28 protein-coding genes and 1 riboswitch are annotated in these 25,657 nt (G+C 43.2%); of the genes, 26 read left to right on the forward strand and 2 right to left on the reverse strand.

Annotated elements, in window-relative coordinates:
- The first annotated feature begins 2 nt into the window (after positions 1-2).
- Genes AE2B122_RS16810 through AE2B122_RS16825 form a run of 4 tightly spaced genes read left to right on the forward strand, consistent with a single transcriptional unit; the run spans position 3 to position 2,904 of the window.
- Positions 3-902 carry a carbon-nitrogen hydrolase family protein gene (locus AE2B122_RS16810; protein ID WP_175074805.1) on the forward strand — a complete coding sequence of 300 codons (900 nt, stop codon included), beginning with the start codon at positions 3-5 and terminating at the stop codon, positions 900-902.
- A 21-nt stretch (positions 903-923) separates the two neighbouring features.
- Positions 924-1,466: an NADPH-dependent FMN reductase gene (gene ssuE / locus AE2B122_RS16815; protein ID WP_175074806.1), complete on the forward strand. Its 543-nt coding sequence runs from the start codon at positions 924-926 to the stop codon at positions 1,464-1,466.
- A gap of 36 nt (positions 1,467-1,502) precedes the next feature.
- On the forward strand, positions 1,503-2,243 hold the full coding sequence (locus AE2B122_RS16820) for a sulfite exporter TauE/SafE family protein (protein WP_175074807.1): 741 nt from the start codon (positions 1,503-1,505) through the stop codon (positions 2,241-2,243).
- Positions 2,244-2,259: 16 nt separating this feature from the next.
- Positions 2,260-2,904, forward strand: a complete 645-nt coding sequence (locus tag AE2B122_RS16825) for an isochorismatase family protein (protein ID WP_175074808.1) — start codon at positions 2,260-2,262, stop codon at positions 2,902-2,904.
- A 50-nt stretch (positions 2,905-2,954) separates the two neighbouring features.
- Here AE2B122_RS16825 and AE2B122_RS16830 read toward each other — a convergent pair whose 3' ends face one another.
- Complete coding sequence (locus AE2B122_RS16830) at positions 2,955-4,388, reverse strand: PrpR N-terminal domain-containing protein (protein WP_175074809.1); 1,434 nt, start codon at positions 4,386-4,388, stop codon at positions 2,955-2,957.
- A gap of 242 nt (positions 4,389-4,630) precedes the next feature.
- Here AE2B122_RS16830 and AE2B122_RS16835 point away from each other — a divergent pair, with 242 nt between their 5' ends.
- From AE2B122_RS16835 to AE2B122_RS16870, 8 genes are all read left to right on the forward strand, one after another.
- Positions 4,631-4,888 (forward strand): YesK family protein, encoded by a 258-nt coding sequence (locus AE2B122_RS16835; RefSeq protein ID WP_175074810.1) that lies wholly within the window; start codon positions 4,631-4,633, stop codon positions 4,886-4,888.
- 46 nt (positions 4,889-4,934) lie between these two features.
- Positions 4,935-5,225: a DNA-binding protein gene (locus AE2B122_RS16840; RefSeq protein WP_175074827.1), complete on the forward strand. Its 291-nt coding sequence runs from the start codon at positions 4,935-4,937 to the stop codon at positions 5,223-5,225.
- Between the two features lie 21 nt (positions 5,226-5,246).
- Positions 5,247-5,687, forward strand: a complete 441-nt coding sequence (locus tag AE2B122_RS16845; protein WP_095270611.1) for a GNAT family N-acetyltransferase — start codon at positions 5,247-5,249, stop codon at positions 5,685-5,687.
- 237 nt (positions 5,688-5,924) lie between these two features.
- Positions 5,925-6,761: a transketolase gene (locus AE2B122_RS16850; RefSeq protein ID WP_175074811.1), complete on the forward strand. Its 837-nt coding sequence runs from the start codon at positions 5,925-5,927 to the stop codon at positions 6,759-6,761.
- Positions 6,758-7,708 carry a transketolase family protein gene (locus AE2B122_RS16855; RefSeq protein WP_175074812.1) on the forward strand — a complete coding sequence of 317 codons (951 nt, stop codon included), beginning with the start codon at positions 6,758-6,760 and terminating at the stop codon, positions 7,706-7,708. Before AE2B122_RS16850 ends, AE2B122_RS16855 begins: the two co-directional genes overlap by 4 nt.
- Positions 7,709-7,729: 21 nt before the next feature.
- On the forward strand, positions 7,730-8,488 hold the full coding sequence (locus AE2B122_RS16860; protein WP_175074813.1) for an SDR family NAD(P)-dependent oxidoreductase: 759 nt from the start codon (positions 7,730-7,732) through the stop codon (positions 8,486-8,488).
- A 58-nt stretch (positions 8,489-8,546) separates the two neighbouring features.
- Complete coding sequence (locus AE2B122_RS16865) at positions 8,547-9,878, forward strand: MFS transporter (RefSeq protein WP_095270622.1); 1,332 nt, start codon at positions 8,547-8,549, stop codon at positions 9,876-9,878.
- 38 nt (positions 9,879-9,916) lie between these two features.
- Positions 9,917-10,060: a GapA-binding peptide SR1P gene (locus AE2B122_RS16870; RefSeq protein WP_141230063.1), complete on the forward strand. Its 144-nt coding sequence runs from the start codon at positions 9,917-9,919 to the stop codon at positions 10,058-10,060.
- Between the two features lie 32 nt (positions 10,061-10,092).
- Here the strand turns inward: AE2B122_RS16870 and AE2B122_RS16875 are convergent, their stop codons facing one another.
- Positions 10,093-10,788 carry a FadR/GntR family transcriptional regulator gene (locus AE2B122_RS16875; RefSeq protein WP_217468096.1) on the reverse strand — a complete coding sequence of 232 codons (696 nt, stop codon included), beginning with the start codon at positions 10,786-10,788 and terminating at the stop codon, positions 10,093-10,095.
- A gap of 281 nt (positions 10,789-11,069) precedes the next feature.
- On the opposite strand from AE2B122_RS16875, the gene AE2B122_RS19295 reads away from it, so the two are divergent.
- From AE2B122_RS19295 to AE2B122_RS16940, 14 genes are all read left to right on the forward strand, one after another.
- On the forward strand, positions 11,070-11,156 hold the full coding sequence (locus AE2B122_RS19295; protein ID WP_255212168.1) for a putative holin-like toxin: 87 nt from the start codon (positions 11,070-11,072) through the stop codon (positions 11,154-11,156).
- A 630-nt stretch (positions 11,157-11,786) separates the two neighbouring features.
- Positions 11,787-11,889, forward strand: a riboswitch (SAM riboswitch).
- Between the two features lie 89 nt (positions 11,890-11,978).
- Positions 11,979-13,166 (forward strand): acyl-CoA dehydrogenase family protein, encoded by a 1,188-nt coding sequence (locus AE2B122_RS16880; RefSeq protein WP_175074815.1) that lies wholly within the window; start codon positions 11,979-11,981, stop codon positions 13,164-13,166.
- Between the two features lie 264 nt (positions 13,167-13,430).
- Entirely contained in the window at positions 13,431-14,138 is a 708-nt protein-coding gene (locus AE2B122_RS16885) for an AAA family ATPase (protein WP_175074816.1), read from the forward strand.
- A gap of 221 nt (positions 14,139-14,359) precedes the next feature.
- Complete coding sequence (locus AE2B122_RS16890; protein ID WP_175074817.1) at positions 14,360-15,157, forward strand: MurR/RpiR family transcriptional regulator; 798 nt, start codon at positions 14,360-14,362, stop codon at positions 15,155-15,157.
- Between the two features lie 52 nt (positions 15,158-15,209).
- Positions 15,210-16,604 carry a PTS transporter subunit EIIC gene (locus AE2B122_RS16895; RefSeq protein WP_175074818.1) on the forward strand — a complete coding sequence of 465 codons (1,395 nt, stop codon included), beginning with the start codon at positions 15,210-15,212 and terminating at the stop codon, positions 16,602-16,604.
- Positions 16,605-16,690: 86 nt separating this feature from the next.
- On the forward strand, positions 16,691-18,127 hold the full coding sequence (locus tag AE2B122_RS16900) for a glycoside hydrolase family 1 protein (protein WP_175074819.1): 1,437 nt from the start codon (positions 16,691-16,693) through the stop codon (positions 18,125-18,127).
- A gap of 111 nt (positions 18,128-18,238) precedes the next feature.
- Complete coding sequence (locus AE2B122_RS16905; protein ID WP_175074820.1) at positions 18,239-18,706, forward strand: GNAT family N-acetyltransferase; 468 nt, start codon at positions 18,239-18,241, stop codon at positions 18,704-18,706.
- A 12-nt stretch (positions 18,707-18,718) separates the two neighbouring features.
- Positions 18,719-19,147 (forward strand): GNAT family N-acetyltransferase, encoded by a 429-nt coding sequence (locus AE2B122_RS16910; protein WP_095218950.1) that lies wholly within the window; start codon positions 18,719-18,721, stop codon positions 19,145-19,147.
- 24 nt (positions 19,148-19,171) lie between these two features.
- Positions 19,172-19,759 (forward strand): type 1 glutamine amidotransferase family protein, encoded by a 588-nt coding sequence (locus AE2B122_RS16915; protein ID WP_175074821.1) that lies wholly within the window; start codon positions 19,172-19,174, stop codon positions 19,757-19,759.
- A gap of 119 nt (positions 19,760-19,878) precedes the next feature.
- Entirely contained in the window at positions 19,879-21,750 is a 1,872-nt protein-coding gene (locus tag AE2B122_RS16920; RefSeq protein WP_175074822.1) for a BglG family transcription antiterminator, read from the forward strand.
- 88 nt (positions 21,751-21,838) lie between these two features.
- A complete protein-coding gene (locus tag AE2B122_RS16925; RefSeq protein WP_254593542.1) occupies positions 21,839-23,176 on the forward strand; it encodes a PTS sugar transporter subunit IIC in 1,338 nt (445 codons plus the stop codon).
- Between the two features lie 141 nt (positions 23,177-23,317).
- Positions 23,318-23,647, forward strand: coding sequence for a PTS sugar transporter subunit IIB (locus tag AE2B122_RS16930; protein ID WP_095218946.1), 330 nt, complete (start codon positions 23,318-23,320; stop codon positions 23,645-23,647).
- A gap of 11 nt (positions 23,648-23,658) precedes the next feature.
- On the forward strand, positions 23,659-24,006 hold the full coding sequence (locus AE2B122_RS16935) for a PTS lactose/cellobiose transporter subunit IIA (protein WP_245840342.1): 348 nt from the start codon (positions 23,659-23,661) through the stop codon (positions 24,004-24,006).
- 148 nt (positions 24,007-24,154) lie between these two features.
- Positions 24,155-25,573: a M20 family metallopeptidase gene (locus AE2B122_RS16940; protein ID WP_254593543.1), complete on the forward strand. Its 1,419-nt coding sequence runs from the start codon at positions 24,155-24,157 to the stop codon at positions 25,571-25,573.
- The last annotated feature ends 84 nt before the right edge of the window (positions 25,574-25,657 follow it).

The raw sequence follows: 25,657 nt of genomic DNA on the forward strand, positions 1-25,657 counted from the left end.
TAGTGAAGGAAAGTATGGTGATTGCTGGGCTGCAGAACGGTGCTTATGCGGGCGATGTGGAAACGAATTTGCAGAAAATCGTGACAGAGTGCAAGCGTGTAATTGCGTTAGATAAGCCAGACTTGCTTGTCTGTGCAGAGCTGATGACAGCGCCGTATTTTGCGGCGGTCACGACACCGGATGAGACGTTCTTCAATTTTGCCGAACCGATGAATGGTCCTACAGTGAGCGCTATGGTGGAGTTGGCTAAGGAAACAGATACACATCTGATTGGTACTGTGTTCGAGAAAGCGGAGGAAGGGGAGAGTACGAACTATTATAATACGGCGTTTGTCTGTTCTCCGACAAGAGGACTGATTGGAAGCTATCGCAAGGTGCATGTGCCAAAGGTTGATGATGCGACGATGAAGACAGATGAGAAATTCTATTTCGAACAATATGGCGGCGGTGGGGATGCGTTCCCGACAATCACTTTGGACAATGGCTGGAAGATTGGCATCCTCATCTGCTTTGATCGGTCATTCCCGGAAGCATGGCGTTCATTACGCATGCAGGATGTGGACGCGGTCGTCGTACCGACTGCGACATATGGTTATCGAAAAGATTTGTATGTAGCAGAACTCCGGGTAAGGGCAATGGAAAATAACTTATTCGTTATGGGTGTGAATAAAGCTGGTACAGAAGCGCTGCAAGGCGAGGAAGTGCTGCGTCACCATTTTGGCCAGTCCTGTATCCTCAGTCCTTTCGGGGATGTCGTGACGGTTACAGATGACGAAGAGTGGCAGCATGTATCCGCAGAGATCAGCAAAGCTACACTTGCACAATCCCGGAATCGTGTCGACTGGCTGGCCAACCGCAAACCGGAAGTCTATGAACGCTATCAAACGGAAGTAGTAAACTAATGCAAATGGAGGGCGATTAATTTGACGAAAGCAGTTGTGATTACAGGCAGTCCGAAGAAAACGTCCCGATTGAATGGCCCCGTGGAATATGTGATTGCTGATTTGGAACTGAAGGGCTGTGACGTATCACATGTTGTTGTGGCAGATTTGCCAGCCGAGGACTTGCTGTATGCCAATTTCACAAGTGATGCAATTATCCATGCGACTCAGCAGGTCAAAGATGCGGATGTCGTCGTAGTAGCGACACAGGTGTATAAAGCTTCCTATACCGGTGTATTGAAATGCTTCCTGGATTTAGTTCCGGAAAGAGGTTTGGCTGGCAAAAAGGTGCTGCCGCTTGCGATGGGCGGTACGACAGCTCACTTACTGATGCTGGAATTTGCTTTGAAGCCAGTGCTGTCTGTGCTGGGTGCTAATGCAATCGAACAGGGTGTATTCATTCAGGATAAGCAAGTAGTCCGTACGGAGGACAACAGTTTTGAGCTGGGAGAGGACTGCAAGTTAAGACTGGATCAGGCGGTCGAGGGCCTTTTGGAAGGTGTGACGATCAAACAGGTTGTGTGATTTCTTCACTAATTTAAACAGAAAAGGTCGGAACGTATGATGATGCTGGCGACGATGTTTGCATTAGGGCTACTATTGGGCTTTGCTGGCGGGGGAGGATCTGGATTCGTGCTAGCACTATTGATTAGTGTTTTCCAGATCCCGATTCATACCGCACTCGGCACGTCTACAACTGCGATGATCTTCACGGTCATTTCCGGGTCGATCAGTCATTTTAAAGAAGGCAATATGAAGCTGAAAACTGGCGCCATGGTCGGAGCGTTTGGTGCAGTGGGTGCCTATTTTGGGACACAAGTAGCGGCTCAGCTGCCGGAAACACCACTTATTATTGTCTCTGCCTTGCTTTTATTCGTTTCTTCTATCCTGCTGTTTTTCCGTACGAGGCTTAGCGGGAGTGTAAAGGTAGAGAAAGTGTTTAGCAGAAAGCAATATTTGCTGCTGGCAATGGGAGTTGGCGGCAGCACTGGCTTTCTGTCCGGATGCTTCGGCATCGGGTCGACGCCCTTGATTCAATTGGGCTTGATGATCTTTTTCGGACTAAGCATCCAGCAGGCCGCAGCGACGAGCATGTTTGTGCTGATTCCGATATCATTTCTCGGTGCTTTCGGTTTCGCGCAAGCTGGTTTCGTTGATATAACACTCTTAGTGCAAGTAGTGGCAGGTACGATGATAGGCTCGTTCATCGGTGCGGAATTCACGCGCCTTGCTCCAGTGCAGGTGCTGCGGACAGTTATTATTTTGCTGCCGATCTTCGGTGGTATTCTATTGCTTACATAAAACAGGAGGGATGCATATGACAGATAAACAAGCAGTCTATCAGCAAGCAGGTTATGGTCAAAAGCAAGTAGGATTTGGGGAGAAGCCAGCATTATTGCTGGTAGATTTCCAGCATGCATTTACGAATAGTGAATATCCGACCGGAAAAAGTCCACTCATCAAGCAGGCTGCGGCGGAAGCGGCAGAACTTCTGGAGTTAGCACGCGAAAAGGACATTCCGGTCATCTATACAGTTGTTGGCTACAGGGATGACCAATGGGATACAGGTAATTGGAAAACAGATATCGGCTGGATTACCATCGGATCACATGCAGCAGAAGTAAGTACGGAAGTAGAGCCAGTTAAGGGGGAACCAATTGTACTGAAAAAATATCCGTCGGCATTCTTCGGGACAGAGATGCTGTCGTTGCTGACAACAAAGCAGGTGGATACCGTCATTGTCACAGGCTGCACGACAAGCGGCTGTGTACGGGCAACGATCATCGACGCGTTTTCATATGGGTTCAAAACGATTGTGCCTGAGGAATGTGTAGGAGATCAAGCAAAGGAATCACATGATGCGAATTTGTTTGATGTGAATGCGCGATATGCCGATGTACTGCCAAAACAGCAAGTAGTGGAGTATTTGACGGCGTTGAAGGCTACGCCTATTACAACATAAGATACTATTAAAAACACATCTCTTTGTTGGGGGATGTGTTTTTAATTCGGCTACATATTCATATGGTAGATGTTTGCAGTTTGATGTAGCCTGCCTAATTTCTCCACAGCTGTTTTTAGCTCCTGAACACGCAACTCAAGTGAAAGAGCAAAGCGTTTTTCAGGCTCAGTCAGTAAGCCAATCAAAGCTTCTATTCGTTCCAGATGACCGTACACTGTTTGTCTGGATACTCCTAAATGATTCGCGACTGTAGTAACAGATAAGCCGTGATCCAGCAGCAACCGAAGCACTTCCAGCAGCTTGGCTGTATTACGATGTCTGAAAAGAGGAAGAAGCAAATTGATCTCTGGCAGGGCTTCACTGCGTACAAGCGGCAGCAGTATGTGATACGGACTGTTTTGGTCTAGAAGACAGATATTTTCAAGTGAATTAAATTGCCTAGCAAGCTCTAATGCTATTTGAGCTTCCCGTATATTATCAGTTAGATTATTTGTTTGGGACGTCTCGGAGCTGATACCAGCAATAAGATCAGGAATAGTTTTGAGAAGTTTTAAACGTTCTCTTATCTGGTTCGAGTCCTTGGAAAAGAACAGCACATGTGCTCGGTTCTCTCTGATAGAGTAAATAAAGTCTTCCTCACCGTCAGCTTCCAGCTCGTTCAGGGAGGCAGTTAAATGTCCGATTCCTTCTCTACTTTCCAGCACACCAACGGAAAGATAAGGATATTCATTACAACAGGCCGGTACTTCCAATGGATATAGGAAATCATCAATCGCTTGCTGTCTTTTGCTTTTCTTTTGTTGTAAGGGTTGGCGTATCCATTGTTGTGCCGGATAGGAAGCTGGTTCATACGCATCAAGTGGGTGCCGCATGAATTCCTGCGCCCATTTCCTAGTTACCTGTTCAATTTCCGTTCGTGAGGTTTCCAAGCGAGCAACGTGCTCCAAGATTTTCATAATAGAATCTTTCGAATGGAGGAAGACAGATGGTATCTCAAATTGATCGGCTAGGGTACAAATAAAGCCGCTGCCGATAATAGCATCGATTCCTGCTTGTTTTAATGATGCAAGTAGTGCGGCTGCATCATTCTTGGAGCTGTATGCGAAAAACAAATACTCCCCATCCAGATGCTGCACAACATCCTGATAACTCTGCAAATCCTCTCCATAATGAATAACGGCAATACGGGAACCAAATTGTCTGGCCTGCAATGCAGCCTGAAGCAAATCGTAACGTGTAATTGGTATTGGGAGTATCGGAAGCGCTGACTGATAAACACTTTTATCCAGCATCGTCCAATGTGCGCCTCCAGTAATAATCATCTGAGGCTGAATCGTATGCAGATGATCGTTCAAGTAATCAACAACATGTCCAAAATGAACATCACGGATCGTCACATCCGGCAGCTGCTCCGTACTATCCATAACCTGCTGCACAACATTTGTCAGCTTCGGGTGACTGAGAATCAGGACTTTTGATGGCACTGCATACACTCCTTCACCTTTATATTATCCGTTTATAATTTCTAAAAAATATAGCATGACAACGGTTATGTTACAAAGCTTCTGTCATGTTAATTAACAAGAAATTTTATAAGGATGGGAGAAAAATTAGAAACTTTTGGTAATCCGATTCGTAGTACAACTTATACAGCATTTTTCAAGGCATCTCAGAAGAATGAAGGGTTATACAGATCATTGATAATAATCAGCAAGGAGGAGTCATGATGGAATTTTGGTTTATGATAATTATTTTCGCAGCACTTATCATCGGCATTTTCTTATTCTTTAAAAATAAGAAGCCACCAGTTATGTACATCATTCCATCTGCATTTACGGCAGTAAGTATCGTATTGCTAATAGCTAGCTTCACAATTGGCGGCTTTAGTGGAATGGGAATGACAGCTATTAGTATCAGCTTGTTAAATTCTTCAGCAGCTGCATTAATTGTTGTTAGTTTGTTTGGTTTTTTAAAGAGCGAATAAAATGTAAGTCTTATAAAGCCGTAAAGGAGTTAAATAAATGGACATCATGGAAATTGATTTCTTCTGGATAGGTCTAGGTATAGCCGCATTTGGCTACTTCATCGGTAATGGATTAAAAAATTTCAATAATCCGGAAGGTGAGTTTCTGTTTGACGACGAATATCCTACTTTAATCAAGGAGAAGGATTTGCATACATATCTTAATTTGAGTAAGGCAGAGGTTGCAGATTTACTGAACAAGCATCCTAATGCTCCAAAAATAGAATTGGATGGAACTACATATTATCCTTATAAGCAGTTTATGAAATGGGTCACGTCGACAGAGATTTATCAATAAGTACAGAAGGGGGAATCTTTCATGGAAATAACCTTAAGAGCCATTGATGCCGATAACTGGCATGACTGTATCAAGCTTACAGTAAGTGAAGAACAGAAACAGAACGTAGCCGAAAATGCCGTGTCGCTCGCACAGGCTGCTTATGAGAAGCAGTGGTATCCGCATGGTGTATACACGGATGATACGTTAGTTGGTTTTCTAATGTTTGGAACAGATCAGGAAACAAAGCGCGTAGAGGTGTGCCGTTTCATGATTGACATGCAGCATCAAGGAAAGGGCTACGGACAAGCGGCGCTTGTTAAGCTATTCGATCTGATTAAAATCAGGTATGGCGCTATTTCTTTCTATACCAGCATCGTGCCGGAGAATCATGCTGCAAAGAAGCTTTATGAAAGTACAGGATTCAGCATGACAGGGGAAGTCATGTGGGAAGAGCTAGTGATGATGAAACAGATAGTGTAAATTTCTCTTGTAGAAATAATATTTGTTGGCTTTAAACACAATTCTGTGTAGAGAATTGTGTTTTTTTGTATTCTCATGTGATTTTATAACAATTCCATTTAGGCTTTTGCATCAATTTAACATTTATACTGGACACCGTTTAAAAATGGAGTTATGATGTTTTCAACACCACTTGTAATACAAGTATACAAGTATATGAGTTTACAAGAGGATCACTTAGGAACAGGAGTGTGGCATATGCAGCAAACAAGCGTTGAACAGTTGAAACAGCATGCGATTGAATTACGCAAAACAGCAGTCACGATGGTGTATGAAGCACAGTCTGGGCACCCGGGAGGTTCCTTGTCGGCTGCGGATGTTATATCTGCTTTATATTTCAGAGAATTGAATGTAGATCCGACCAATCCGAAATGGGAAGATCGGGATCGATTCGTTTTATCAAAAGGGCATGTAGCCCCAATACAATATGCAGCTTTAGCTTTACGAGGCTTTGTTTCAAATGAAAGCGTATACACTTTACGCCAGTATGGATCACCTTTCCAAGGGCATCCGGATATGAAGAAATGTCCAGGTATTGATATATCAACAGGATCATTAGGCCAAGGTCTATCTTGTGCTGTCGGCATGGCAATTGCAGGGCAGCGTGATGAAAAAGACTATCGCGTATTCGCAATGGTAGGCGATGGGGAGTGCCAGGAAGGACAGATTTGGGAAGCGATTCAAGCGGCAGTCAAATATAAGCTGGATAACTTGATCGTATTCGTGGACAATAACAGGCTGCAGATAGATGGTTTCTGTGAGGATGTTATGCCGCTGCTCGATCTGGAAAAGAAATTCGATGCATTTGGTTTTAATACTACGCGCATTGATGGACATAGCATGGAGCAAATCGTCGAGACATTGGATACCTTTGCGAAGCAGAAGAACGGGAAGCCGAAGTGCATTGTCTGCGATACCGTGAAAGGAAAAGGTGTTTCTTATATGGAGGACCAAGCTGCATGGCACGGTACAGCACCGAACAAAGAAGAATTTGAGTTGGCAATCAAGGAACTAGAAGGAGGCTTGCCGGTATGAGTGTGACAAAAAAAGCCGTCGAGAAAAAAGCGACAAGAGCTGCATTTGGAGACGAAATTGTCCGTTTGGGTGAGTCGAACAAAGATATTTATGTTGTGGATATTGATATCGGGAAATCTTGTAAAACAGATAAGTTCATTGAAAAATTCCCGATGCAGCATATCAATGTTGGAATTGCCGAACAGAATGGTGCTGGTATCGCAGCAGGACTAGCGACAACAGGAAAGATTCCATTCATCAGTACGTACGCTGTGTTCGGATCCCTTCGTATGGCAGAGCAAATTCGTCAGGAAGTCTGCTATCCGAACTTGAATGTGAAGATTGCTTGCTCCCACGGCGGGCTGACACCAGGAAATGACGGCGGAAGTCACCAGGCGATTGAGGACATGGGTGTCATGCGATCATTCCCGAACATGACAGTCATTATGGGAGCGGATTATCATTCTACTCGCAAATTGATTGCCGAAGCAGCTGCGATGTACGGTCCGGTTTACCTGCGGTTTACGCGAGATGCGGTACCGATGATTTATGACGAGAACGAGACATTCGAAATCGGCAAAGCCAAGAAACTTCGTGACGGGGAGGACATTGCCATCATTGCAAACGGTGATACCGTGCGTTTAGCAATTGAAGCGGCTGAACAGCTCGAGCGAAATGGTGTTTCCGTTAAGCTGCTGGATATGCATACAATCAAACCGCTTGATGTAGAAGCAGTTAAAGATTGTTTGGATATCGGCAGAATCATTACTGTTGAAGATCACAACATTCTTAATGGTCTTGGCAGTGCAGTAGCAGAAGTTATAGCTGAAGCAGGGAAAGGTCAGCTGGCTCGTATCGGTGTACAGGACAGATTCGGTGAATCTGCACCTTATGAAAAGCTACTCGAAATCAACGGCATTACCGTAGAAAACATTATCGCAAAAGCAAATCAATTACTAACAAACTAATAGCATAGGAGTCTGAAGAACATGTTCAAATTGGATGAGCGAGTCGCAATCGTTACAGGTAGTGGATCTGCAAAAGGAATCGGCCGGACTATCGCACTGACATTGGCAGAGCAAGGTGCGAAAGTGGTCATTGCCGATATGAATAAGGAAGGTATCGAAGAGACTGTAGCTGTCATAACAGAAGCCGGCGGGACAGCTCTTGGAGTGGAAGTCAATGTAACAGATAAAGCTTCTGTCGATGCAATGGTGGAGAAGACGCTGGAAGCATTCGGGCGTATTGATATCCTTGTCAACAATGCCGGCATCTCGCAAAAAGTGACTGTAGAGGAAATGACACTCACTGACATCACAAAGGTTTTCAACGTCAATATGTTCGGGCTGTTTCTTTGCACGCAAGCGGTATTGCAACCAATGCGTAAGCAGAAATTCGGCCGCATCGTCAGTTTATCTTCTGTTTCTGCGAAGCGCGGCGGCGGTGTTTTTGGAGGGGCGCATTACTCGGCATCCAAAGCAGCTGTACTTGGATTCTCCAAGAACCTTGCACGGGAAGTGGGGCTGGATGGCATCACTGTTAACTGTGTTGCGCCGGGATTAGTGAATACGGATATTTGGAAGTCGCTGCCGCAGGAAGATGCATTGCAAGTCATCTCTGGTATTCCGCTTGGCAGACCAGGGGAGACGAAGGAAATTGCTTCTGCTGTTGCATTTCTTGCATCAGAAGAATCCTCCTATATTACTGGGGAAGAGATTGATATCAATGGTGGCTCGCACATGGACTAAAGAACTGGGGCGGGCCACCTAGCCCCGTCCTGCATCAGAAATGATTGGAGGGTTAATCTTGGAGCAGCACATGCTGGAGAAATCGACTACCCGGAAAGTGACATTACGTCTGATACCGTTTCTGTTTCTTTGTTTCTTCATCTCGATCCTGGATCGTGTGAATATCAGTTTTGCAGCTTTACAGATGAATGAAGATCTTGGTTTTTCAAATGCTGTATATGGTCTCGGAGCGGGTATATTCTTCTTAGGTTACTTCCTGCTGGAAGTGCCGGGAAGCGCGATAATGACCCGAATTGGAGCGCGGCGCTGGATCAGTCGAATCATGATTTCATGGGCAATTATCGCAATCCTCATGGCATTTGTAACAGAACCTTGGCAGTTTTATACTGCGAGATTCCTCTTAGGAGTAGCTGAAGCAAGCTTCTATCCATGTATGGTGTATTACTTGAGTGGGTTCTTCCAATCGAAGCACCATGCGAAGGCCATTGCTGCCTTCATGCTGGCCATACCTGGAGCTAATGCAGTTGGGGCACCATTATCTACGTTCTTGATGCAGATTAATTGGTTAAACCTTGCAGGATGGCAGTGGTTGTTTATTTTGGAAGCGGTTCCAGCTATGATTCTAGGAATCATCTGCTTCTTCTATTTGGATGATCGTTTGGAAGATGTCAAATGGCTGAAGGAAGAAGAAAGGAACTGGCTGCTGGAAGTAACACAAAAAGAAAAGGAGGCGAAGCAGCAGGTAAAGCATTATACGTTTGCGCAGGCACTGAAGGATCGAGATGTCCTGATTCTATCCGCGGGCTACTTCTGCTGGATGTTCGGCTACTACGGCATCAATATGTTCCTGCCGACCGTAACAGAGTCTATGTCTGAATCCTTGTCTATCAGTACGCAGGGGCTGGGCTGGCTGCTCGGGCTCATGTATGCTATCGCCATGGTGGCAATGATCCTTGTCGGGAATCACTCAGATAAAAAGAACGAAAGACGCTGGCATGTGGCTGCTTGTTTAACAACAAGTGCAATCGCTATGATTGCGAGTAGTTATGTGGCGGAATCGAATATCATTCTTTCCTTTGTGTTACTCACAATTGCATTGTGCGGGGCTTTCGGAGCGTACTCTCCGTTTTGGGCAATACCGCCTTCCTTCCTTACTGAATCAGCCGCTGCAGGTGCGATTGCTTTGATCAACAGTATTGGGAATCTTGGCGGATTCTTCGGACCGTATGCCGTCGGTTATATCAGAGATACAACAGGTTCTTTCACAATGAGTATGTTTTTCCTTGGTATAAGCATGATTCTAAGCTCGCTTATCATAATATTCCTAGTGAAGCAGTCCGGAAAAGCAGTCTCTCGGATTGCTGAAAAGAAACTCGGTAAATCAAGCTGATAGATGCATGACAAAAAAATCAATCGGAGGCGAAGAAAATGGAAGAGAGATTAAATTCGAAGCAAACGATTATTTGTCAAGATTGCGATGATGTGATTGATGTGACAGTCAGTCCGGAAGGCGGTCGCACTTTATACGGTGTCTGCCCGGAATGCTCAGACGATAGCAATACAGCCCAATGATGAAAAGAGGAGTCAGCATCTGCTGACTCCTCTTATACTTTCCAATACCGTTCATACAGGTTATCCATGTGAAGCTTCATCAAGGCTTCTGCTTTTTCCGCGTCATGATCCTCAATCGCTTCGATTAAATTCTTGTGCTCATGGAAATTTACGCCGCGAAAATCAGGTCTTGTTACTGTACGATCACGGATGAAAGTCCACATTTGCTGCTGCTTCATCGCATTGCTGATCGTAGCCATGAACTGGATGTATAGATCATTATGGGATGCTTTTGCTATGCCATTATGTAATTTTTCATCCGTTTCTGGAACATACACGCCTTCATTTGTTTCCTTTTCCATTTGCTTGATTGTTTCATTCAGCTCTTTCAAATCTTCCTCTGTGGCTCGCATGGCCGCAAATCGTACGATAAGCGGCTCGATGTTCATCCGAGCTTCCACGATGTCCTCTGGAGAGACATTTGATAAGAAAGCAGGGGAATAAATCTCATCTGCGGGCAAGGACTTAATAAACACACCTTCGCCCTGTCTGGAATAGGTGAATCCGTTCATTTCCAATGCACTCATCGCTTGGCGCACCGGGGCTCTGCTTACACCAAATTGTTCACATAGTTCTCGTTCTGATGGCAGCTTATCTCCGACCTTGAAAGCACCGGACTTCATCTGCTCTATGATTTGTTCGTAAATCTGTATGTATAGTCTTTTATTTGTTACTGGATTAAAGTTCATGATGATCCACCTCATTATAGGAGTTCCTTCTTAAATTATAATGCTTTGCGGTCGTCCCGGCAAAAGAGGAGTAAAAGAAGGCGTGCAGGAGTATGATTTACTCGTCTTATTTGAAAAAAATGCAGAAAAGTTATTTAAGTCCTACATCATTATGGAAAAATATGGACTATAGTAACGTATGTTCGGCCCTTGACCTTTGATATAATAGTAGGACAATAGCATAGGTGACTCAAGGGTGGTTTGCGCATTACTCTTTCCTTTAACGGAGGGTGGTGTAGCGGATGACGGTGGCTGAGGCGTTGACGTTGATGATCGGATTTGGAACGTTGATTGTTGCGATCTTGTCGGAAAAGAACGAGAAAAAATAACCACCCTTGAGTTGGCAGCTCGAGAAGGGTGGTAATGTTTCCTCTTTTTCGCGCAGATCCCCTAGGGAATCATGCTATTACTGGACAGACCGATTGGTGTTGGCAGCATCGAACGGTCTTTTTCTATGCACAAATATTATAGTAACGCAATTGGAAGGGATTGTCATGTGACTATTGGAGTAAATGCTGCTTACTAATCCATTTCCGTAATTGGTCTTTGTCAAACCGGTTTTATGTACTGCAGTCCTATTGGTAAGCGATTGACTTATCCATGGGGTTGTTCCCTTGTAATGCTTGTCTACATTTTACCGGACAGCAAATTGTATTTCCATTTAGAACCAGCTAAGCAACTATAATTGGTGCTTCGGACATATAGAAATTAGACCTATAAAATATTTGAAGATTATTTAAACCCTTGGTACTGTAATTGTATGGATGGTGAAACAATTTGGAAAAGAGGCATCAGTAGGAAGAATGAGAACAATAGTCTCTTTGAGAGCCTGCTGCGTACTACATTTAGTATCTTCTCATTAGCTTCAGTAAAATAAATAACATGCGATATTATTTAAATTTTCTAAAAGTATTGACTTTATTTTATACATAATTTATATTTCAACTAACAATTAAATAAACTTATCAAGAGAGGTGGAGGGACTGGCCCTAGGATACCTCGGCAGCAGACTTTTTAAAGCACTGTGCCAAATCCAGCAAGCGTATGCTTGAAAGATAAGCGGAGTATAACGGAACGGTTTTTTTACCTCTTCTTATTTCAAGAAGAGGTTTTTTTAATGCCCGAAGTACACTATGGAAAGGGAGATTTGAATGGAGACTATAATTGCTAATGATGCCACACAATATGTGAAAATAGCAGCAACTCTAGCTCAGGAGTTTTCGAAGGACGCAGCAGAACGTGATAAAGCTGGCGGTACAGCTAAGGTACAGCGAGACGCTTTAAGGGAAAGTGGACTATTGAATCTTATTATTCCTAAAGAGTACGGAGGAGAAGGGCAGCCTTGGTCTCTTGTTCTTAAAATTGCTCGAGAATTAGCCAAAACGGATGCGGCTCTTGGACATTTGTATGGCTACCATGCTTTTCAAACAGTTTTGCCGCACACTGCGGGTACTGCAAAACAAAAAGAGTATTTTTATACGCAATCAGCAAAAAACAATTGGTTTTGGGGAAACTCGTCTAACCCGATTGAGCCTAGTTTAATCGGGAGAAGGCAAGGAGACTCTTTTACTCTGAATGGACATAACACGTTTAGCACTGGTGCTAAGGATTCTGATCGCTTGGCTATTACATGGTACGATAATGCGGAAAAAACAACCTTCTATCTTGGAATTATTCCGAGTTCTAGACAAGGTGTCACGATTAATACCGATTGGGACGGTATGGGGCAAAGACAAACGGATAGCGGATCCGTTACCTTTGAAAATGTTGTAGTGGAAGCAGATGAAGTTATTGATTTCACGGAATCTAAAGGGACACCTTTTGCCACTTTTGATGCCATTTTATCGCAGATTTTTTTAGCGAATGTTTTTGTTGGTTCTGCTGAAGGAGCATTAGAAGAAGCAAAGAAATATACGATTGAGAAATCACGACCATGGTATCTTACAAATTATGAAGAAGCTATTGATGATCCTTTTATTCAACGGAGCTATGGGGATCTTTGGATTGATGTTCAAGCTGCAGTTCAATTAGTGGAAAAAGCCGGGGAAAAGGTAGACGAGGCTTGGGCAAAGGAGCGTTCGCTTACAGAGGAAGAACGGGGAGAAACGGCTCTTTTCACAGGCGCAGCGAATGCTTTTGGAACCAAGGTTGCCTTACACGTGACAAGCGAAATTTTTCAGGTAATGGGTGCCCGTTCAGCTACCAGGAAAAATAACTTTGATCGGTTTTGGAGAAATGTCCGTACCCATTCCCTTCATAATCCTATTGAATACAAACGGAAGAACATAGGGCGTTGGATGTTGACTGGGGAGTATCCAACTCCTACTGTTTATTCATAAGAAAAATCATGTATGTTTTATATCAAAAGAAGCACTATAAGAAACATTAACTTGGAGATTTTATAAAGAAAACAAGCTTGTTAGGCTGCCAGGCTATCGAATCCTTATGGTATACGGCAGCCTATTTTTTTTTGGTCCGCTCTACAGTCAATTCGTTCTCTATCTTCTTTGATCAGAATGCTCAAGACCTCTGGATAGTTTCTATTCATTTTCGTATCATGGAATAGATGTGATAAACGGCATTTTCTAATAAGGAGGTAAGTCATGTTTTTGAAAAGAGTAAAACTGCTACAGGAAAATAGCTATAATTCCAATGCCTATCCATTTTCCATACCAGCTCTCCAGCAACTGAATGAACTGGATTTCAAGAAACCTGTCACCTTCTTCGTCGGTGAAAATGGCAGCGGGAAATCGACATTAATGGAAGCAATCGCAGATTTGTGCGGATTCAACACAGCTGGGGGCGGGCGTAACAATACATATGACCTGGAAGCATCTGAAGCTGCGCTTTCTGATCATATTCGGCTATCCTGGCTGCCTAAGGTGACCAAGGGCTTCTTCCTGCGGGCAGAATCTTTCTATCATTTTGCTTCACATATAGATGACATCGGCTCTATTCAAGCCTACGGCGGAAAATCACTGCATCATCAATCCCACGGGGAAGCTTTTCTTTCTTTGTTTCAGAATCGATTTGGAGGCAAGGCAATATACTTACTCGATGAGCCGGAGGCAGCACTATCACCGCAACGCCAGCTTACGTTTCTCCGCATCATCCATGATTTAGAGAAGACAGGGGAAGTGCAATTTATCATTGCTACCCATTCACCGATTTTACTTGGTTATCCGGGAGCGGAGATTTTGCACTTCAGTGAGGAAGGAATCCGGTCTGTGGATTATGAGGAGACGGAGCATTACCAAATTACGAGAGGTTTTTTGGAGAATAGGGAAGGGTATTTGAAGCATCTTTTCTAATAAAAAAAGGCACATCCTAAAATTTTAGGGGATGTGCCTTTTTTTGTGCTTGTCGTTAATAGAGAGCAGGCTTATGATATTTTCACCATAATACAAATTTATGACATGGCTTTGGGTTCAATTTTTGCACCACAAATAACTCTCGGGCATTCTACAATAATATTAGGAATAGAAACCGTTTTCAATGATGCTTATTCCTAGTTGAAAAGGAGACTATGACAATGACGGCCGATCAATCTAGTCCATTGCATTCCAGCTTGCTTCACAGTTTATTCTCTATCATCAACGAAGGAAATGTCCGCGATACGAACTATGTGTTGGCACATTATTTCCTGGAAAATTACAGTGAACTGCAGAATTTGAATATTTTTGATGTCTCGACGGATTGCTTTGTATCTAGATCTAGTGTGAGGAGGTTCTGTAAAGCGATAGGATACGAGAATTTCATTGATTTGAAAGCAGAATTCTTTCGCTATGACGAAGTGTATTACAAAAATATCGAGTACTATAAACAACCAAATTATCAGCAGCTGCTTTCCTTTGAAATCAATAAGATGATTCAGGATATGTCGATTGCACTAAATGAATCTGTCTTACAAGATCTATTGGAGCGATTTCAGAAGAGCAGAAATGTCATCTTTATGACACCAGGTGCTTACGGTGGCTTGATCAAGGATTTTCAAGAAAAGCTGATTACCCATAAGCGGATCATCTACTTGATTTCTGAACATTACACTGAGAATGAATTGATCAGGAATTTGGATGAGAAGGATTTGTTAATTACACTCTCAACTTCAGGTGTGTTCGCAGGTCAAGCTTGCTCGTTTACAAAAGGACTGAAGGCATCGAAAGTATTGATTACTGGGGTGGCAAATCCCCAGATCGAATTGTTCTATGACAAGGTGTATTACCTATCAGCTAAGAAGAATGAGGAGCTAAATTTCCCTATCTACAGCAAGTATGGAATCCATTTCATGCTGGATCTGCTTTATAGCGAATACGTCAAACAGAATAAATGAACTACGGCATTACTCAGATTACCAACCATTTAAATTTGAGGATGTGGAAGAGATGAGCAAATATAACGAGCTCTCCAAAAAAATTATCGAAGGTGCTGGCGGCACCAACAATATTAAAGTTGTCAATCACTGTGCAACAAGGCTGCGGCTGACAGTTTCGGATATCGAGCAAGTGAAGCAAGACGAACTAAAGCAGCTGAAGGGTGTCATGGGCGTTGTCAGTCGCGGAAACGAATTGCAAGTCATTATTGGTACTGATGTAGCTACTGTTTACAGTAGCGTTCTCCAGGTTGGCGAATTCAGTGAGACTCAAGCCAAGCAGGCTGCCGCGGTTGATCCTGTTCAAGATGAGGAACAAAAGAAGAACAAAAAGAATCCATTTGCAATGATTGTCGATTTTATCAGCGGAACATTCGTGCCGGTGCTTCCTGTACTAGTTGCTGCAGGACTTGTTGCTGCTGTACTGAATATTGCTGTTACTTTCTTCGGTCTTTCAGATACAAGCGGGACGTATACGGTATTAACAGCCGTTAATAATGCAGGTTTTTTCTTCCTACCCATTTTCATTGGTTATAGTGCCGCAAGGAAATTATCTATCAATCCTTTGATGGGGATGTATCTTGGTGCCATCCTGGTGCATTCCAGTATCAATAATGCGGAAGGTCTCAATTTTTTAGGTATTACCATTCCACAAGTTACCTATAGTACATCAGTCATTCCAATCATATTGGGTGTGTTGTTCATGTTAGTAGTCGACAAAGGATGGAACAAGGTTATCCCGAAAGAGATTAAGTTCTTTGCTCAGCCTCTGCTTACGATATTAATCGTAACACCTGTTACATTGATTGTCTTAGGGCCACTTGGAAACTTTATTGGTACGTATATTGCGTCTGGTTTAAATTTCGTCAATGCAGAGCTTGGATGGTTTTCTGTTGGATTAATCGGTGCATTGACACCGCTTCTAGTTATGACTGGTACGAATCAGGCGTTATTCCCGCTCGTATTTGCGGCTATGGCTGACAATGGCTATGACGCGTTTGTAATGAGCGGCATGTTAGCTGCGAATGTGGCAATCGGAGCCGCGGCGCTCGCCATGTCCTTCCTTAAAAAAGATAAGGATACGAAGGCGATGAGTCTGTCTGCAGGTATTACTGGTGTAATGGGGATTACTGAGCCAGCAATTTTCGGTGTATTGATCCGATTCCGGGCGGCATTCGTCGGAGCAATCACAGGAGGACTTGTTGGCGGTATATTTGCTGGAATCGTCTTCTTAAAACAATACGCAGTTGTTTCGCCGGGGATTGCTGCGATACCAACATTCATCCCGACAGATGGATCAGGCTTGAGTGCGAATTTCTGGTATGCCCTTGTTACTATCATCTTGGCGGCAATAGTATCTTTCACAACTACATTTATAGCTGGAAAATCAGGCAAGTTCAAAAGCTAGGTTCCAAAAGCTGCACCACATGAAAAGATAGGAAGGCTTACAGTAATTATAGGAACACAAAATAAAGATTGGAGAGGGATGGGAAAATGTTCTACAAACAAGATCCGGTATTTCCGAAAGACTTTTTGTGGGGAGCTTCCAGTGCTGCCTGGCAGGTAGAAGGAGCAGTGAATGAAGATGGCAGAACAACAGCAATTATCGATTTGAACAGTCAAAAGAAAAAACCTTATACAGACAACTCTATTGCTGCTGATCATTATCACCACTACGAAGAGGATGTCAAATTGATGGCTGAGTGCGGCTTTTCATCCTATCGTTTCTCGATTGCTTGGCCGCGTATTTATCCTCACGATTCTAGTGAACCGAATCAAAAAGGAATCGATTTCTATAACAATCTAATTAATGAATTGATCAATCATAATATCGAGCCGATTGTTACACTTTACCACTATGATATGCCAGTGTGGGTCGATGAAAAATATAATGGCTGGTATGACCGCGGCATTATTGATGCATTTGACCGATATGTTCGCACTTGCTTTACTGAATTCGGGGATAGGGTGAAATACTGGCATTCTTTGAATGAACAAAATATGCAGATTTGCTATGGTGATTGGCTTGGTGTAGCGAAGTATCCGGAAACATGGTTTAAGGATAAATGGAAGGTCAACCACATTATGAACATGTGTCATGCGAAAGCAGTCGTAGCTTGTCATGAACTGGTTGAGGACGGCAAAATTGGTCCTGTTCCAGGTTATGTTCCGATCTATCCGGCGTCTGCACATCCTGATGATCAGATTGCTGCTATGAATGCAGAAGAATTAACTGAAAAAGTGTGGAACGATCTCTACGCTCATCGCGAATATAATGGTTTTATCAAGAGCTACTGGAAAGAAAATGATATCGATCCGGAAATACAAGAAGGCGATATGGAATTGATTAGGGAAGCTAAAATCGACTTCGTTGCCTTAAACTGCTACCGATCTAACACGGCTAAGGCTTGTGAAATCGATGAAGAACCTCGCGAATATAAGCTGAATAAAAGTGGTGTAAAAGGTAACCTGGAATTCCCGAAAGTACCGGGACTTTATCAGCTCACAGAGAACCCATATGTTGAAACGACAGATTGGGATTGGGAAATCGATCCTGTAGCTATGCGCTATATGCTTCGATATGTATGGGATCACTATCAGCTCCCGATGATGATTACAGAGAATGGCTATGGAGCATATGACCAAGTATCAGAAGATGGAAAAGTTCATGACCCGAAACGGATCGAATTCCTGCGTGACCAAATCTATCAAGTAGGACTAGCCATCATGGACGGTTGCGAAGTAATCTCGTATAATCCATGGTCTTTCACTGATCTGCTTAGCACAGGTAACGGTATGGCGAAGCGCTACGGTTTGGTTTATATCAACACAACTGATGAAGAGATATTAGATTTAAAACGTATACCAAAGGATTCTTACTACTGGTATTCAAATCTAATAAAATCCAATGGACGTGACTGGGGTAAATGAAAATAGCAGAAGACCTTCCTTACGTGGGAGGTCTTTTTTTGTTATTTGTATCACTTATGCATGCGATTCCTGTAAAATATAAGAAAATATGGAATTCAGGAGGTCTACTTAATGTCAGTTACATTCGAGGAAATGAACACTGAAGAAGTACAGCAGTATATTGATTTTGAAATTCCTAACTATGCGGAAAATGTATCTGCTAATCTCGGTATTCCAAAAGAGACAGCTCTTAAAGATGCCGACAAACAGCTGTACAGTTTAATAACAGAAGAAAACAGAAAGAAAGATCATTTTATTGGGCACGTAGTTTGCGAAGATAAGAAAGAGAATGTTGGTATCATTTGGTACAACATTCAGCCAGAAAGAGACAGGATTTTTATTTTCCACATCTACATATTTGAAACATTCCGGAAGAGGGGCTATGCCAGTGCTGCGCTGACTCTTTTAGAAGAAGTGGCGAAACAAGAAGGTATTGGCACAATAGCACTGAATGTATTTGCTAACAACGCGGGTGCGCAGCATGTATATAGTCGGCTAGGTTATGAGACGGTATCAATGGTGAAGACAAAGAAACTTTGAGGTGGAAATCATATGGGAATACGATTATGTAAAGATGATGATTTGAAAGCATGCAGCGATACTTATGCCAAAGTTTTCAATGAAGCTCCATGGAATGAAGCCTGGACTACAGAAACTGCATTTTCTTACTTGATTGATTTTTATCAAACACCTGGTTTTACAGGAATTGTTGCGACAGAAAATGAGGAAGTGATTGGCTTTCTCTTCGGTGTGAAAAGGAAATGGTGGTCTGGTGATGAATTCTTTATAAACGAGATGTGTGTACGAACTGACCAGCAGAGTAAAGGCGTCGGCAAGGCTCTTATGGAGTACCTTATTGGAACTACAGATGCAGAGACAATCTCCTTGCTGACAGACCGTGGATTGCCAGCAGAAACTTTTTATAAGCGAAACGGGTTCAAGGAGATTGAGAGAATTATGTTCATGAGCAGGGACGTTTAAAAATAGTAGAAAAGAGGTGCATGAATGAAAAAAACAGTTCTTATTTTTCTTACTGAACAATATGCGGATTGGGAAGTGAGCTATGTAGCAGCAGAACTGCAAGCACCGCATTCAGAGTATCAGGTGAAGACTGTCACGCTGGATGGAAAGCCAGTTTCATCTATAGGAGGATTCAAGGTTCTCCCAGATTATAGTTTAGCAGAAACAAAGACTATCGACTTTCACATGCTTATCCTGCCAGGCGGTAACACGTGGAGACAGCCCGAAACTGTCCCAGTAAAAGAGCTGGTTGCACACTGTGTGGCAAACAATATTCCTGTGGCAGCCATTTGTGATGCAACTGTTTTTCTTGGAAGGTATGGTTTCTTGGAAGGCCGGAAGCATACAAGCAACACCTTGGAATATCTGAAGGAAGGTGCTCCAATTTATACTGGGGAAGAAGATTATATTGATGCACAATCAGTCCGAGATGGAAACTTGATTACAGCTAATGGAACCGCACCTTTGGAATTTGCGCAAGATATCTTAAAACTGCTGGCTGTACGGGAAGACGAGAAGATTGATAGATGGTATAGGTTTTTTAAAGAAGGTTCTATTGTTTCAACGAGGTAGACAGCTTTACTGTGGCATAAGGAGGCATTTACTATGTATGCCTCTTTTCTATGGAATAGAAAATATGTTGTCGGGATCCGTACTGTATGAGCGGATTCAATAGATCGGGGTGATAGAATTTGCTGTCAAAGAGACAGATTGGAATTCTTGAATTGATGGAACTCGGGGACGAGTATACTGGTGAACAGATTGCAGGTATGCTAGGCGTAACAGCGAGAACAGTAAGGGCTGATATGCGCGTGTTGACTAGTACCTTATCAACTTTCGGAGCGGTCATCGATTCGAAAAGGGGCAAGGGTTATAGACTGACCGTGCATGATCCTGAAGCCTATAATCGCATGAAAATGCAGACGCAAGAGATGGAGGATCAATCAGACCGTGTTGTAAAATTAGCCCTTTTACTGTTACAAAGAAAGACTTTCTTGAAATTAGAGGAAGCTGCAGAAACACTGTATGTTAGCGAATCTACCGTTAAGAATGATCTGAGAGTGCTAAAAAAAGATTTGGAATCCAGAGGTCTTGCTGTTATCACAAAGCCGAAATATGGGATACGTATTATTGGATCTGAACGACAGCTGCGAAATGTGTATCGTTCATTTCTTGAAGCAGATGCTATTATACCTGGACTTAAGGATAAACGGTATCAAGAGCTTCGGGAGTTAGTCGTTTCAGTACTCAAGGAAGAAGATACATTAGTAACGGATATAGGTGTGGATAATCTAGTAATTCATATTTGGATTGCTAGTGAACGGATGGATGCAGGTTTAGTTGCAGATATATCCCAATCAGATCAGGAATCTATTACTCGATCGAAGGAATACCATGTGGCACAAAAGCTTGCGAAAAGTGTTGGGATTGTACTGGGAGTAGACCTGCCAAAAGACGAGATTATATACATGACAATGCATATACTAGGAGCTAAGTCGGTTTCTTATGAAGAAAAAGGAGTGAAAGATTTTACGAAAGTTGTAGAGCCCCGAGTCATGGAAATCTCAAGAGAGCTGCTACGTATCGTGGATAACCATATGCAGCTTGCACTTTCGACGGATAATGAGCTGCTCTGTGGTATCGCTCTGCATCTTAAACCAGCATTGAACCGCTTCAAATACGGACTCACAATTCGGAATCCAATGCTTTCAGAGATCAAGCAAGCATATCCAGAAGCGTTTGATGCCAGCGTATTGATGGGGAAGAAATTGCAGGAACTGACAGATGTAGCGATTAATCAAGATGAACTAGGCTACTTAGCTTTACATGTCGGAGCTGCAATGGCAAGACAAGAAAGTCAGCGTGTAAAGAAACGCGCTTTGGTCGTATGTGCAACTGGGATAGCTAGTTCGCAGCTGCTGTACTATAAATTGCGAGCACGATTTAGCGGTAGGATGGAAGTTGCAGGTACGTGCAGTGCTGCAGATTTACAAAGACGGTCACTTGAAGATATTGATCTTATTATCAGCACAGTGCCGTTGACGAGTACCTTGTCGACACCAATTGTAAATGTTCATACGTTGCTTCGGGAGTCTGATGTAGGCCAGATTGAACGTATACTTACGGATAGAAAGCAAACCCTATCAGCCTATATCCGGTCAGATCATATCTTTTTACAACAAACCTATACGAATCGGGATGATGTTTTGCAGTTTCTGGTTGAGCAAATGGAAAAGCGCTTCGTTGTCCCATCTAATCTACTGGCACTTATAAAGGAACGAGAAGAGATGGCTCCGACATTCCAGGAAAACCTTGTTGCAGTCCCACATCCTATTTATCCAGTTATGGATGAACCAGTGGTGCTCTGTTGTACGCTGCAGCAGCCTATTGATTGGGGAGGAAATGAAGTACAAGTCATATTCCTTTTCTGTATACCAAAACAATATAATGAGGGTTTGCAGCAGCTTTACGAAAGTATGGTCGTTTTCATCGAAGATAGACAGAAAGTGAAACAGCTTATACACGCACAGGATTTAGCAGCCTGTCTCCCCCTGTTAAGCTGATAGTTTTCCTATGAATGAGGAAAAACAATGTATGTAAATGTAAGCGCTTTTATAATAGACTCTGGTATAAGCGAAGGGGGAGAGTCAGATGGGCAAGAAAATGGATAAATTCACAGGTGCCTTGGAAAGCGTAGCTTATACCATATCCAACCAGAAGCACATAAAGGCGATTAAGCAATCATTCGTAACCTTGATGCCAGTCATTATTGTCGGGGCGTTTGCAGTCCTGGTCGAGAATATGATTCTGGATCCGGAGACTGGTTTAGCAGCCTTCAGTATGTTTTCATTCTTGGCTGAATTACAAGGAATCATGGGCGCAATAAATTATGCAACATTGAATTTCATTACCATTGCAGCAGTGGTACTGATCGGGATAGAACTTGGGAGAATCAATGGTCACAAATCATTATTCCCAGGCTTGATGGCCTTGATCTCGTATATCTCCGTCATACCAACAACGGTATTACTAGAGGTAGACGGTTCTTTGCAGGAAGTGGTCAATGTATTAGCTAGGGAGTTCTCAGATCCGAAAAGTCTTTTCCTTGGCATGTTCATTGCTCTCATATCTGTAGAGCTGTTCACCTGGTTTTCCAAGATGGATAAACTTACGATTAAGATGCCTGACAGTGTTCCATCCAATGTAACGACATCGTTTGCTTCTTTATTTCCATCGATTATTACGGTAACGATTATTGCCAGCTTCGGGTTTGCATTCCATCGATTAACAGGTATTTATTTACATGAAGCAGTCTATAACGTGATACAGCGTCCCTTGGAGTCTGCTATCCAAGGCTTGCCGGGAATCTTATTGCTAATGTTCGTTGCACAATTCTTCTGGGTAATCGGTATTCATGGGAACCAGATGATCAAGCCGATACGGGAACCGCTTTTACTCGGGTCTATAGCAGTCAATATGAATGCTTACGCTGCCGGTGAGGAAATCCCAAATATCATCACGATGCCTTTCTGGGATGTTTACATGAACATTGGAGGCTCGGGTGTCACAATCGGACTTTTGGCTGCGATATTCATTGCAGGGAAAAAGCAGGAGATGCGCAGTATTGCAAAGCTATCCGCAGGACCGGGTGTATTCAACATTAATGAGCCTGTCATTTTCGGTGTACCAGTCATGTTGAATCCTATTCTGGCGATTCCATTCATCATTACTCCGCTAATTACGGGTACAATTGGATATATTGCAACTGTTATCGGATTTGCAGATAAAGCTGTCGTCATGGTTCCGTGGACAACGCCGCCGATTATTAACGCATGGTTATCTACAGGCGGCAGCTGGGGAGCGGTTGTTACCCAGTTGATTTGTATAGCTGCTTCCATTTTGATCTACCTGCCTTTCATTTTCATCGCGAACCGCACACGCAGACTAGATGAAGGTAACAAAGATGAAAGTAGTACAAAGATAGGATAGTTACTAGATCTTGCTCTACTGTCATTCATCAGATTGACGATTACGTGGAAAAACGGCGGCAGATGTGACGTATCAGCAAGTCATCCATTCAAGGTTACTGAACTGTGCAGATATGGAATACAAATAATAGGGGGTAACAGTATGAAGCGAATTCTACTAGCCTGCTCAGCAGGTATGTCAACATCGATGGTTGTATCAAAGATGAAAAAGGCAGCAGATGCTTTAGGGGGAGAGGAGTATTATATCTATGCTATCCCGGAAGGAGCAATAGAGGAAGAATTGCAAGCACATCACGATGAAGTGGTCGTCATCATGTTAGGTCCTCAAGTCAGATTTGCTAAACGAGCGACAGAAAAGCGAGCAGCACCATATGGTATTCCTGTGGATGTAATGGATGTAAAATTGTACGGCACTGCTGATGGAGAGAAGTTATTGGAAAAAGCGCTGCAGTTAGCAAGTCAGCGACAATAGGAGGGGATCTGGTGAAAGAGACATTAGAAGAAATGCAGCAGGCAGCCTTCCAGATCATAGCGCATGCGGGGGATGCTCGCAGTCATTACGTAGAAGCCATGCGATTGGCAAGAGGAAGAGATTTTGAGGGAGCGAAATCTGCAATGGCATCAGGAGATAAAGCATATAACCAGATTCATAAGGTGCACGTTTCCTTTATTCAGCGAGAAGCCACAGGGGAAATGCTGCCGTTTTCACTGCTTCTTGCACATGCGGAGGATCAGATGTTATCTAGTGAAACTATCAAGATAATGGCGAGTGAGTTTTTGGCACTGTGCACAGAATTGCTTCCCGTCAAAATAGATCAACACTCAAAATAATGAGCAGCATCAGAACACTTATCAATAAGGCTAAAATAGACTCAAGCCAATGCTTGAGTCTATTTACGATTTTATTAACGACTAAATTTTCAGAATTATAAATGTTATAATAGGGGTGAACAATTCTACTATCAGGAGGAACCCTATCTTGCAAACAAGTCACGATGTGTATACGAGGATATCGGAAATTCTAGAAGGTAAAAGTAAAGAGTTGACTGCTGTCAGCGATCGAATATGGGATTTTGCAGAGACGAGATACGAAGAGGTCCAATCTGCAGAAATACTAGCGGCGACTTTGGAAGAAGAAGGTTTTGAGGTGCAGCGAAACGCAGGTGATATTGAGACAGCATTTGTTGCTAGTTTCGGAAGCGGGAAGCCGGTCATTGCATTCCTTGGCGAGTACGATGCATTATCTGGTTTGAGTCAGCAAGCAGACAGCGCAACGAAGGATCCGATAGAAGAAGGCGGCAATGGACATGGCTGCGGACATAACCTGCTTGGTACAGGCGCGATGGCGGCTGCGATTGCAGTGAAACAGCTGATGGAAGAAACCGGACTGGAAGGAACAGTGCGTTATTATGGGTGTCCGGCAGAAGAAGGCGGAGGCGGTAAGGCCTTTATGGCTCGATCGGGTCTCTTCGATGATGTAGATGTGGCGCTAACATGGCATCCATGGGATGAAAATCAAGTCTATCATGCTAGAATGCTGGCGACATGCCAAGTATATTTCCGTTTTACTGGGACAAGCAGTCACGCAGCTTTCAGTCCGCACCTTGGCAGAAGCGCGTTGGATGCAGTTGAGCTGATGAACATCGGTTCCAATTTCCTGCGTGAGCATATCATTCCAGAAGGACAGCTGCATTATGCGATTACCGATACTGGTGGAATGAGTCCGAATGTTGTACAGGCTAATGCAGAGGTACTTTACAAAATCCGTGCTCCTAAAATGGGTCAGGTTGAAGAGATTCTAGAGCGGGTCAAAGACGTAGCAAGAGGAGCAGCCTTGATGACAGGAACCAAATTGGAAATCCAATTCGATGCGGCTTCAGCAGATCTGATTCCAAATGAAACGCTAGGAAAGCTGATACATAAGCATTTGGTAGCAACTGATGCTCCAAACTATACAGAAGAAGAGTTTGCATTTGCCCAAGAGGTACAGCAGACATTCAGTGCAGAAGAAAAAGCTGTAATACAGAAAAATGATAATAAAGTGCTCGCACAAGGTATCTTAGACTTCCCTCCAGTACCAGGCTTCTTCAAAGGATCAACAGATGTAGGTGACGTCAGCTGGCTTGTCCCTACCGGTCAGATCTATGTTACTACCTGTGCTTATGCAACACCATTCCATAGCTGGCAGCTTGTTACGCAAGGAAAAACATCTATTGCCCATAAAGGCATGCTGTTCACAGGTAAGGTGCTAGCTGCATCTGCTATAGAATTATTAGAGAAGCCTGAGCTAATCGAAGGAATAAAGGCAGAACACCAGGAAAACCTTGGCGGAGAAACGTATAGATCATTGATTCCGCCCGATACGAAACCAGCTCCAATTAAAAGATTTGCTAAATAAATGAAAAGAAGACAAGTCCTAGGGGACTGACCCCCGTTTTTGAGACAGAGATCAAAACACCTTCAAACAGCCAATTGCCGATAT

Origin of the sequence: Terribacillus sp. AE2B 122 (assembly GCF_902497585.1) — a bacterium.
Classification (GTDB): domain Bacteria; phylum Bacillota; class Bacilli; order Bacillales; family Amphibacillaceae; genus Terribacillus; species Terribacillus saccharophilus_A.

Excerpts from the sequence above, each read along its gene's own strand:
- AE2B122_RS16820 (WP_175074807.1), top strand. The coding sequence starts at position 1,503 with ATGATGATGCTGGCGACGATGTTTGCATTAGGGCTACTATTGGGCTTT.
- AE2B122_RS16825 (WP_175074808.1), top strand. The coding sequence starts at position 2,260 with ATGACAGATAAACAAGCAGTCTATCAGCAAGCAGGTTATGGTCAAAAG.
- AE2B122_RS16835 (WP_175074810.1), top strand. The coding sequence starts at position 4,631 with ATGGAATTTTGGTTTATGATAATTATTTTCGCAGCACTTATCATCGGC.
- AE2B122_RS16840 (WP_175074827.1), top strand. The coding sequence starts at position 4,935 with ATGGAAATTGATTTCTTCTGGATAGGTCTAGGTATAGCCGCATTTGGC.
- AE2B122_RS16845 (WP_095270611.1), top strand. The coding sequence starts at position 5,247 with ATGGAAATAACCTTAAGAGCCATTGATGCCGATAACTGGCATGACTGT.
- AE2B122_RS16850 (WP_175074811.1), top strand. The coding sequence starts at position 5,925 with ATGCAGCAAACAAGCGTTGAACAGTTGAAACAGCATGCGATTGAATTA.
- AE2B122_RS16855 (WP_175074812.1), top strand. The coding sequence starts at position 6,758 with ATGAGTGTGACAAAAAAAGCCGTCGAGAAAAAAGCGACAAGAGCTGCA.
- AE2B122_RS16860 (WP_175074813.1), top strand. The coding sequence starts at position 7,730 with ATGTTCAAATTGGATGAGCGAGTCGCAATCGTTACAGGTAGTGGATCT.
- AE2B122_RS16870 (WP_141230063.1), top strand. The coding sequence starts at position 9,917 with ATGGAAGAGAGATTAAATTCGAAGCAAACGATTATTTGTCAAGATTGC.
- AE2B122_RS16875 (WP_217468096.1), bottom strand. The coding sequence starts at position 10,788 with ATGAACTTTAATCCAGTAACAAATAAAAGACTATACATACAGATTTAC.
- AE2B122_RS19295 (WP_255212168.1), top strand. The coding sequence starts at position 11,070 with ATGACGGTGGCTGAGGCGTTGACGTTGATGATCGGATTTGGAACGTTG.
- AE2B122_RS16880 (WP_175074815.1), top strand. The coding sequence starts at position 11,979 with ATGGAGACTATAATTGCTAATGATGCCACACAATATGTGAAAATAGCA.
- AE2B122_RS16885 (WP_175074816.1), top strand. The coding sequence starts at position 13,431 with ATGTTTTTGAAAAGAGTAAAACTGCTACAGGAAAATAGCTATAATTCC.
- AE2B122_RS16890 (WP_175074817.1), top strand. The coding sequence starts at position 14,360 with ATGACGGCCGATCAATCTAGTCCATTGCATTCCAGCTTGCTTCACAGT.
- AE2B122_RS16895 (WP_175074818.1), top strand. The coding sequence starts at position 15,210 with ATGAGCAAATATAACGAGCTCTCCAAAAAAATTATCGAAGGTGCTGGC.
- AE2B122_RS16900 (WP_175074819.1), top strand. The coding sequence starts at position 16,691 with ATGTTCTACAAACAAGATCCGGTATTTCCGAAAGACTTTTTGTGGGGA.
- AE2B122_RS16905 (WP_175074820.1), top strand. The coding sequence starts at position 18,239 with ATGTCAGTTACATTCGAGGAAATGAACACTGAAGAAGTACAGCAGTAT.
- AE2B122_RS16910 (WP_095218950.1), top strand. The coding sequence starts at position 18,719 with ATGGGAATACGATTATGTAAAGATGATGATTTGAAAGCATGCAGCGAT.
- AE2B122_RS16915 (WP_175074821.1), top strand. The coding sequence starts at position 19,172 with ATGAAAAAAACAGTTCTTATTTTTCTTACTGAACAATATGCGGATTGG.
- AE2B122_RS16925 (WP_254593542.1), top strand. The coding sequence starts at position 21,839 with ATGGGCAAGAAAATGGATAAATTCACAGGTGCCTTGGAAAGCGTAGCT.
- AE2B122_RS16930 (WP_095218946.1), top strand. The coding sequence starts at position 23,318 with ATGAAGCGAATTCTACTAGCCTGCTCAGCAGGTATGTCAACATCGATG.